Origin of the sequence: Cupriavidus sp. WS (assembly GCF_000395345.1) — a bacterium.
GTDB classification, from domain to species: domain Bacteria; phylum Pseudomonadota; class Gammaproteobacteria; order Burkholderiales; family Burkholderiaceae; genus Cupriavidus; species Cupriavidus basilensis_B.
The window spans coordinates 1-7675 of sequence record NZ_AQPL01000400.1; the positions used below are offsets into that span (position 1 = coordinate 1).

Here is a 7675-nt window from a genome sequence, read left to right on the forward strand (position 1 = left end):
GCGCCGGCCGCGCGCGCGCGCGCCAGGTGGCGGTCCACCTGGCGGCGCATGGCCTCGACCTGCGCGGCGGCGGCGCGCGCGGCGTCGCCGGGCAGCCGGGCGGCCTCGTTGGCGAGGATGGCCAGCGGCGTCTTGACCGCGTGGGCGAGGTCGGCGGCCTGCCGGCGCGAGCGCGCCAGCGCGTCGGCATTGCGCGCCAGCAGGCTGTTGATCTCGCTGACCAGCGGCACCACTTCGGCCGGCCACGTGCCGCCCAGCCGGCTTTCGCGGCGCGCCTGCATCGCCGCCAGCGCCTGGCGCAGCCGCGCCAGCGGCGCCAGCCCGAACTTCACCTGCGCCGCCACCGCCAGCAGCAGCCCGGCGCCGAGCGCCGTGAGCGACCACGCCAGCAGCCGGTTGAACGCCTGGCGCGCGGCGCGCAGCTCGGTGCGGTCGAGCGCCACCGAGAGCGTCACCGGCGCATCGGCCGAGGCCAGCACGATCGGCCGCGACACCACCAGCAGCGACTGGCCGTTGGGCCCGGGGCGCACCTCGGCGTGGCTGCCGGCGACCCGGCTGTCCACCGTGGTGGGCATGTCCGCGTCCCACAGCGAGCGCGAGCGCAGCGTGCTGCCGCCGCCTTGCGCCTGCCAGTAGGCGCCGGAGTAGGGCAGTTCGTAGCGCGGGTCGGCCGGCGCGCGCGTCAGCGCGAGCTTGCCGTCGGCGCTCCAGTCCAGCGCGGCGGCGAGGCTGGCGAGCTGGTTGTCGAGCTGGCGCACGTAGGTCTGGTTGACGTGGCGGGCGAACAGCGTGGACAGCAGCCAGCCGGTGCCGCCGAGCGCGGCGGCCAGCCAGATGGCCGCCACCGCGAGCAGGCGCAGCGCGAGCGACTGGCGCATGGCTCAGTCTCCTGCCGGCGCGGGCGGCGGGCGCAGCCGGTAGCCCTGGCCGCGCACGGTCTCGATCACGTCCACGCCGAGCTTGCGCCGCAGGCGGCCGACGAAGACCTCGATGGTGTTGCTGTCGCGGTCGAAATCCTGCGCGTAGATATGCCCGGTCAGGGTGGCCTTGCTGACGATGGCGCCCGGGTGGTGCATCAGGTAGTCCAGCACCTTGAACTCGTGCGCGGTCAGCACCACGGCCGCGCCGTCCACCGTGGCCATGCCGGTGCGCGGGTTCAGCCGCAGCGGGCCGCACGCCAGCTCCGGCGCCGGCATGCCGTGGGCGCGGCGGATCAGCGCGCGGATGCGCGCCAGCAGCTCCTCCATGCGGAACGGCTTGGCGAGGTAGTCGTCGGCGCCGGCGTCGATGCCTTCGACCTTGTCGGTCCAGCTGTCGCGCGCGGTCAGGATCAGCACCGGCACGTTGACCTGCGCCGCGCGCCAGCGGCGCAGCACGGACAGGCCGTCCAGCCCGGGCAGGCCGAGGTCGAGCACCACGGCGTCGTAGGGCTCGGTGGCGCCGAGGTGGCAGCCGTCGATGCCGTCGGCGGCGGTGTCGACCGCGTAGCCGGCGTCGGCCAGGCTGGCACGGACCTGGGCGGCGAGCGTGGCTTCGTCTTCCACCAGAAGGATGCGCATGCGGGATTCAGGGTTTCTTGCGGGCCTGGTCGAGGTCGCGCCCCTTGGCCTTGAGCAGGGCCGCGGTGCGGGCATCGTATTCGAGCTTGGCGACCGCGCCGGTGGGCAGCAGCAGCTTGACCTCGTACTGCCAGAGGCCGTCGTCGCGGTCGAGCTTGACACCGATCACGTCGCCGGCGTACTGCGCCGCGACCGTCTCCAGGATGCGGGTGAGGGGCAGGATCTCGCCCGACTGCACCGCGGCGCGCGCGCGGTCGGCGTCCTTGTCGGCATGCGCGGGCGCCGCGGCGCACAGCAGCGACAGCGCGGCCAGCAGCGGCAGCGGGTAGCGAAAACGGCAGCGGGGGCGGCGGGCGGCGGGGTCTGTCTTCATCGGGCGCATGGTGGACGCATGGTGCGCGGGCTTGGCTGAACAGAGGCTGAACGCGGCGCTCAGGCGCGGTTCAGGGAGTGCTCGCCACAATCGGCGCCTTCGTCGTTGCCGCCTTTCCGGGAGCCTGCCATGCCAGACCTTCGCGTCCCCAATGATAGTCCTTCGCGCCGCCGGTCCGGCACGGCGCGGCGTGCGCTGCTGCTGGCCGGCGCGGTCGCGGCGGTGCTGCTCGGCGTGGTCGCGCTGTTCTGGCCGCACGCCGGCGCGCGCGCCGTGCTGCACGAGTGGAAGCACCTCGATGGCGGGCTGCTGATGATCGCGCTCGGCGCACTGCTGCTCGGGCCGGTGTTCGCGTTCGGACTCGACGCATGACTAGGACGTTGCTGATTTTTTTCCGCCGCCGGTACCGCGCGCGAGCGCGCCTCGCGTTCCCCGTTTTCGTGTTTACCCCTTGTTTTCAGGGGCCAAAGCGGTGCGCGCTGCTGCTTCCACGCGACACAACGGCGCACCACGACAGGAAAAAACCCGGAAAAACCCGGGGAAAACCCCGCTTTTTGCATCGACAAGCACGAAAACCCCTTGACGTGCGCTCGTTTCCGCTATGATTCAGTCGGTGTCGCGCGCCGACAGCCGGCTGGTCAAGAACCAGCGCGGCATCGGGTGCCACATCCCGTGCGACATCCTTCTGTTCAACTCATATTTATCGATATGGCGACCAAAGCGAATCCGACCGCGAAGACTGCAACCAAGACCGCTGCCAAGAAGGCACCGGCAACCAAAGCACCCGTAAAGGCTGCTGCCAAGAAGGCCGCGCCGGCCAAGAAGGCTGCTCCCGCTGCTGCGGTAACACCGAAGCCGCTGAAGGAAACCTTCAACAAGTCGAGCCTGGTCGCTCACCTGGTAGCCCAGACCCAGCTGGAAGCCAAGGCCGTGAAGACGGTGCTGGCCCATCTGGAAAACACCATCGTCAGCGCGCTGCACAAGAAGGGCGCCGGCGAATTCACGCTGCCCGGCCTGATGAAGGTCACGGCGCAGCAAGTGCCGGCCAAGAAGAAACGCTTCGGCAAGGACCCGTTCTCCGGTGAAGAGCGCTGGTTCCCGGCCAAGCCCGCGAGCGTCAAGGTCAAGGTGCGCCCGCTGAAGAAGCTGAAGGACGCGGCCGCCGCCTGACCGGCGACTGTGCCGGGCTTCCACGGGGAAGCCTGAATGCAGCTTGAGAGAAGGAGCCGCTTGCCGGCTCCTTTTTCTTTGCAGCGCCGCCCGCGCGGCCGCCATGCGCGGCATCCGGCGAGGCAACCGCCGCCATGCCGGATTCGCGCGGAACGGCGATAATCGCGGGGCCGCCGGCCCGGGGCCGGCACCTAGGAGCATCCATGTTTTCTCGTCGTTACGGCGCGGTGTGGTTGTCCGCGCTGGCCTTGCTCGCCTGCGCGGTCCTCGCCGCGGCCCACCGCATCTCGCCGGGCTGGCTCGCCGTGCCGGTCGCGCTGCTGCTGGTCGGCCTGCGCGACATCGGCCAGTCGCGCCACTCCATCCTGCGCAACTACCCGATCTGGGGCCACCTGCGTTTCTTCTTCGAATTCATTCGCCCGGAAATCCGCCAGTACTTCATCGAGGACGACACGCACGAGATGCCGTTCTCGCGCCAGCAGCGCAGCCTGGTCTACCAGCGCGCCAAGAACGAGGTCGACAGCCGGCCGTTCGGCACCGAGATCGACGTGCGCCTGGCGGGCCACGAATGGATCAGCCACTCGCTCGCGCCCACCCGCATCCCGTCGGCCGACTTCCGCATCACCGTCGGCGAGGGCCGCGCCCAGCCGTACTCGCTGTCGGTGTTCAACGTGTCGGCGATGAGCTTCGGCGCGCTGTCCGGCAATGCGATCCGCTCGCTCAACCGCGGCGCCAAGATCGGCGGCTTCATCCACGACACCGGCGAAGGCTCGATCTCGCCCTACCACCGCGCCGAGGGCGGCGACCTGATCTGGGAAGTGGCCTCGGGCTATTTCGGCTGCCGCCGCGCCGACGGCCGCTTCGATCCCGACAAGTTCGCCGAGCAGGCCCGCTCGCCGCAGGTCAAGATGATCGAGGTCAAGCTCTCGCAAGGCGCCAAGCCCGGCCACGGCGGCGTGCTGCCGGCGGCCAAGGTGACGCCCGAGATCGCCGCCACGCGCGGCATCGGCATGGGCGAGGACTGCATCTCGCCGGCCACCCACAGCGAGTTCTCCACGCCGCTGGGCCTGCTGCAGTTCGTCGAGCGCCTGCGCGACCTGTCGGGCGGCAAGCCTACCGGCTTCAAGCTCTGCATCGGCCATCCGTGGGAATTCTTCGGCATCGTCAAGGCCATGCTCGAATCCGGCATCCTGCCCGACTTCATCGTGGTCGACGGCGCCGAAGGCGGCACCGGCGCGGCGCCGCTGGAATTCGTCGATCACATCGGCGTGCCGCTGCAGGAGGGCTTGCTGCTGGTCCACAACACGCTGGTCGGCGCGAACCTGCGCGACAAGATCCGCATCGGCGCGAGCGGCAAGATCATCACCGCCTTCGACGTGGCGCGCACGCTCGCCACCGGCGCCGACTGGTGCAACTCCGCGCGTGGCTTCATGTTCGCGCTGGGCTGCGTGCAGGCGCAGAAATGCCACACCGACCGCTGCCCGGTCGGCGTGGCCACCCAGGACCCGGTGCGCCAGCGCGCCATCGTGGTGCCGGACAAGGCCCAGCGCGTGGCCAACTTCCACCGCCAGACCCTGCACGCGCTGCAGGAACTGCTGCAGGCCGCCGGCCTGCAGCACCCGGGCGACCTCGAGCCGCACCACATCGTGCGCCGCATCTCGCCCAACGAGGTGCGGCTGATGTCCGAGCTGCTCAAGTTCCTCGCGCCGGGCGACCTGCTCAACGGCAACTTCCGCTACCAGCTCTACGAGAAATACTGGCCGCTGGCGCGCGCGGACAGCTTCGCGCTATAGGCCGCGCGGCCGGGGTTACTGCGCCGCGCCGCCGGCCGCCGGGAACCCGACCGACTGCGCCAGCACCGGCACCTCGTCCTCGTTGAGCGACATGGCTTCCGCGAGCTGGCGCTGGTTCAGCCATCCGCGCACCACGGTGGCCAGCCCGCTGGACGCGCAGTAGAGATAGACGTTCTGGGCGATGGCGCCGGCGGCCACGCCCGAGAACACGTCCTGCTGCTGCCTGGGCATGCCGGTCATGCGGCCGTGGTTGACCACGTACACGAGGTCGAGCGCCGCTTCCTTGACGAAGTCCTGGTAGCCGGTCAGGCCGCGCGCGTCGATGTCGCGCTTGAGCAGCAGGCAATGCTGCTGCGGATCGTAGCGGTACAGGCCGCCCGGCAAGGCAGCGTAGACGTCGATCTCGTGGATGCCGTGGGCGGACGGCGCCGTATGTCCGCCGGCGGCGGCGCGGTTGATGCCGTTGGCGGCCCACAGCAACTCGCCGAGGCGGTGCAGCGACAGCGCCTCCGTGCCGAACTCGCGCGTGCTGTGGCGCTGCCAGAGCGCGCCCATCAGCGGCAGCCCGGTGGTCATGTCCGGCGCCGGCAGCGCGATGGTCTTCGCCGGCGTGCCGGCCGAGGGCCTCGGCAGCAGTCCGGCGACAGGCTGGTACGTCAGCAGTTTTTCCTGGTTCATGGCAAGCCTCGTTCAGGTCATGTGCGGTGCGTGGCCGCGGGCAGCGTGCCGGCCGGCGTGGTCGATGCGCTGCTGGCGGGAGCTTCGGGTGAAGGCGGATGGAAAGGACAGCGCGGGCGGCTAGCAGAGCCAGCCGATGGCCCGCAGGAAACGATGGCCGTCTCCGGTCACGTGCATCCGCTTGCAGCCGGGCACCGGCGCTTCCAGGCGCACCAGCTGCCGCTCGACCAGCGCGCCGATGTCGGCGGGATCCAGCTCGCGATGGCGCGCCGAATCGTTAAGGATCATCAGGGCTGCGATCTCGTGAGGGCTCAGCATCACAGGCATCATTGTCTCCAGCACGCGGATATGGCTATCGGGGCGCCGCCGGCGGCCATCGGGACAGGGCCATTGCGGCAGCCCGGCCGTGTCCGCTTGCGGTGCTCAAGAACTATATGTGCCACGGCGCCATCTCTGGCGCCATGTCGCATGGCCATTGCGCTGGATCAAACCGGGGGCGGCGCGGTGCCGCGGCGCGCATGCGGTGCGCGGTCGGTGCGCGGTCGGTGCGGCGCGAAGTGTGCGGGCGGGGACGCCCGGGCGCCCGCACCCGCGGCATGCGCGAACGCCGGTGACGGGATCGACATGCCTGCGCGGGGTTCTACTGGTCCGCCTTGGCGCCCGACTTGCGCACGATCTCGGCCCATTTGTTGCCTTCGGCCTGCGTGTAGCGCGCGAACTCGGCCGGCGACGAGCCGACCGGCTCGGCGCCCATCTCGGCGTACTGGCGCTGCACGTCGGGCTGGCGCAGGGCCTGCGCGGCGTTGGCCGCGAGCTTTTCGACCACCGGGCCGGGCGTGCCGCGCGGCGCCCACAAGCCGTACCACGTGCTGATGTTGAAGCCGGGCAGGCCGGATTCGGCCACGGTCGGCACGTCCGGCAGCGCGCGGGCGCGCTTGAGGGTGGTCACGGCCACCGCGCGCAGCTTGCCGGCCTTGATGAACGGCATGGCCGAGGGCATTGAGTCGAACATGAGCTGGATCTGCCCGCCCATCAGGTCGGTCAGCGCGGGCGAGCTGCCCTTGTACGGCACGTGCTGCATCGACACGCTGGCGGCGATCTTGAACGATTCCCCGGCGAGCTGCTGGGCCGAGGCGTTGCCGGCCGAGCCGAAGTTGAGGCTGCCGTTGCGCGCCTTGGCCAGGGCGATCAGGTCGCGCACGGTCTTGACCGGCGACTCGTTGTTGACCACCAGCACCAGCGGCACGTCCGCGAGTTGCGTGATGGGCACGAAATCGCGGAACGCGTCATAGCGCATCTTGGGGTAGATGCTCGGGTTGATCACGTGCAGCGAGGCGTTGGCGAGCAGCGTGTAGCCGTCGGCCGCGGACTTGGCCACGTTCTCGGCGCCGATCATGCCGCTGGCGCCGGGCCGGTTGTCCACCACCACGGTCTGCCCGAGCGTGTCGCCCATGCGCACGGCGACCACGCGCGCCAGCAGGTCGGTGGGGCCGCCCGGCGGATAGGGCAGCACCAGGCGGATCGGGCGCTGCGGGTAGTCGTCGGCGGCGCGCGCGGGCGCCGCGCCCAAGGCGCAGGCGATGGCGACGGTGGCGAGGGTGGCGGCGCGCAGCGCTAGCCCGGTTGCGGCCCTGCGGCCGGCGTGGTGGTGCATGGTTCTGTCTCCTGGATTTTTATCGCGACTTTGCCGACCACCTGGCGGGCTTCGAGCGCGTGCAGCGCCTCGGCCAGCCCGGTCATCGGGTACACCTTCGACACGGTCGGCCGAATTTTTCCCGCGCTGGCCCACGCCAGCAGCGTCTGCATCACGGCCTGCAGCGCGGGTGCGTGCTGGGCGCGCTCGTTGGCGGGCGTCCAGCCGATATAGCGGCCGACGAAGAAGCCGTGCAGCGTCAGGTTCTTGACCAGCAGCAGGTTCAGCGGCGCCTGCGGGATGCGCCCGCTGGCAAAGCCCACGCTGAGCAGCCTGGCGTTGGCGGCGGCCGCGCGCAGCGACTGGTCGAACAGGTCGCCGCCCACCGGGTCCACCACCACGTCGGCGCCGCGCCCGCCGGTCACGCGCTTGACGGCGGCGGCGAGGTCTTCGGGGGCCAGCGCGTGCG

10 protein-coding genes are annotated in these 7675 nt (G+C 70.8%); 3 read left to right on the top strand and 7 right to left on the bottom strand.

Features of this window, described 5'->3' with window-relative positions:
* From K206_RS0128225 to K206_RS0128235, 3 genes are all read right to left on the bottom strand, one after another.
* Positions 1-878, bottom strand: an 878-nt coding sequence (locus tag K206_RS0128225; protein ID WP_020205726.1) for a HAMP domain-containing histidine kinase, incomplete at its 3' end; no start/stop codon positions are given.
* A gap of 3 nt (positions 879-881) precedes the next feature.
* Positions 882-1559 carry a response regulator transcription factor gene (locus K206_RS0128230; protein ID WP_020205727.1) on the bottom strand — a complete coding sequence of 226 codons (678 nt, stop codon included), beginning with the start codon at positions 1557-1559 and terminating at the stop codon, positions 882-884.
* Between the two features lie 7 nt (positions 1560-1566).
* Positions 1567-1941 (bottom strand): PepSY domain-containing protein, encoded by a 375-nt coding sequence (locus tag K206_RS0128235; RefSeq protein WP_020205728.1) that lies wholly within the window; start codon positions 1939-1941, stop codon positions 1567-1569.
* Between the two features lie 120 nt (positions 1942-2061).
* Between K206_RS0128235 and K206_RS0128240 the strand changes: the two genes are divergently transcribed.
* The 3 genes from K206_RS0128240 (at position 2062) to K206_RS0128250 (ending at position 4895) form a co-directional block, all read left to right on the top strand.
* Positions 2062-2304 carry a hypothetical protein gene (locus K206_RS0128240; protein ID WP_020205729.1) on the top strand — a complete coding sequence of 81 codons (243 nt, stop codon included), beginning with the start codon at positions 2062-2064 and terminating at the stop codon, positions 2302-2304.
* 336 nt (positions 2305-2640) lie between these two features.
* On the top strand, positions 2641-3102 hold the full coding sequence (locus K206_RS0128245; RefSeq protein WP_029044185.1) for an HU family DNA-binding protein: 462 nt from the start codon (positions 2641-2643) through the stop codon (positions 3100-3102).
* Between the two features lie 203 nt (positions 3103-3305).
* On the top strand, positions 3306-4895 hold the full coding sequence (locus K206_RS0128250) for an FMN-binding glutamate synthase family protein (protein ID WP_029044186.1): 1590 nt from the start codon (positions 3306-3308) through the stop codon (positions 4893-4895).
* Between the two features lie 15 nt (positions 4896-4910).
* Here the strand turns inward: K206_RS0128250 and K206_RS0128255 are convergent, their stop codons facing one another.
* The 4 genes from K206_RS0128255 to K206_RS39525 form a co-directional block, all read right to left on the bottom strand.
* Positions 4911-5573 (bottom strand): SagB/ThcOx family dehydrogenase, encoded by a 663-nt coding sequence (locus tag K206_RS0128255; protein ID WP_020205732.1) that lies wholly within the window; start codon positions 5571-5573, stop codon positions 4911-4913.
* Between the two features lie 120 nt (positions 5574-5693).
* Positions 5694-5891, bottom strand: a complete 198-nt coding sequence (locus tag K206_RS0128260; protein WP_020205733.1) for a hypothetical protein — start codon at positions 5889-5891, stop codon at positions 5694-5696.
* Positions 5892-6213: 322 nt separating this feature from the next.
* Complete coding sequence (locus tag K206_RS0128265) at positions 6214-7227, bottom strand: tripartite tricarboxylate transporter substrate binding protein (protein ID WP_020205734.1); 1014 nt, start codon at positions 7225-7227, stop codon at positions 6214-6216.
* Positions 7188-7675 (bottom strand): zinc-binding dehydrogenase (locus K206_RS39525; protein ID WP_020205735.1); only part of this gene is annotated, 488 nt, incomplete at its 5' end. The genes K206_RS0128265 and K206_RS39525, both read right to left, overlap by 40 nt.

Coding starts and splice junctions, on each gene's coding strand:
- K206_RS0128230 (WP_020205727.1), bottom strand. CDS start 1,559: ATGCGCATCCTTCTGGTGGAAGACGAAGCCACGCTCGCCGCCCAGGTC.
- K206_RS0128245 (WP_029044185.1), top strand. CDS start 2,641: ATGGCGACCAAAGCGAATCCGACCGCGAAGACTGCAACCAAGACCGCT.
- K206_RS0128240 (WP_020205729.1), top strand. CDS start 2,062: ATGCCAGACCTTCGCGTCCCCAATGATAGTCCTTCGCGCCGCCGGTCC.
- K206_RS0128235 (WP_020205728.1), bottom strand. CDS start 1,941: ATGCGCCCGATGAAGACAGACCCCGCCGCCCGCCGCCCCCGCTGCCGT.
- K206_RS0128250 (WP_029044186.1), top strand. CDS start 3,306: ATGTTTTCTCGTCGTTACGGCGCGGTGTGGTTGTCCGCGCTGGCCTTG.
- K206_RS0128265 (WP_020205734.1), bottom strand. CDS start 7,227: ATGCACCACCACGCCGGCCGCAGGGCCGCAACCGGGCTAGCGCTGCGC.
- K206_RS0128255 (WP_020205732.1), bottom strand. CDS start 5,573: ATGAACCAGGAAAAACTGCTGACGTACCAGCCTGTCGCCGGACTGCTG.
- K206_RS0128260 (WP_020205733.1), bottom strand. CDS start 5,891: ATGCTGAGCCCTCACGAGATCGCAGCCCTGATGATCCTTAACGATTCG.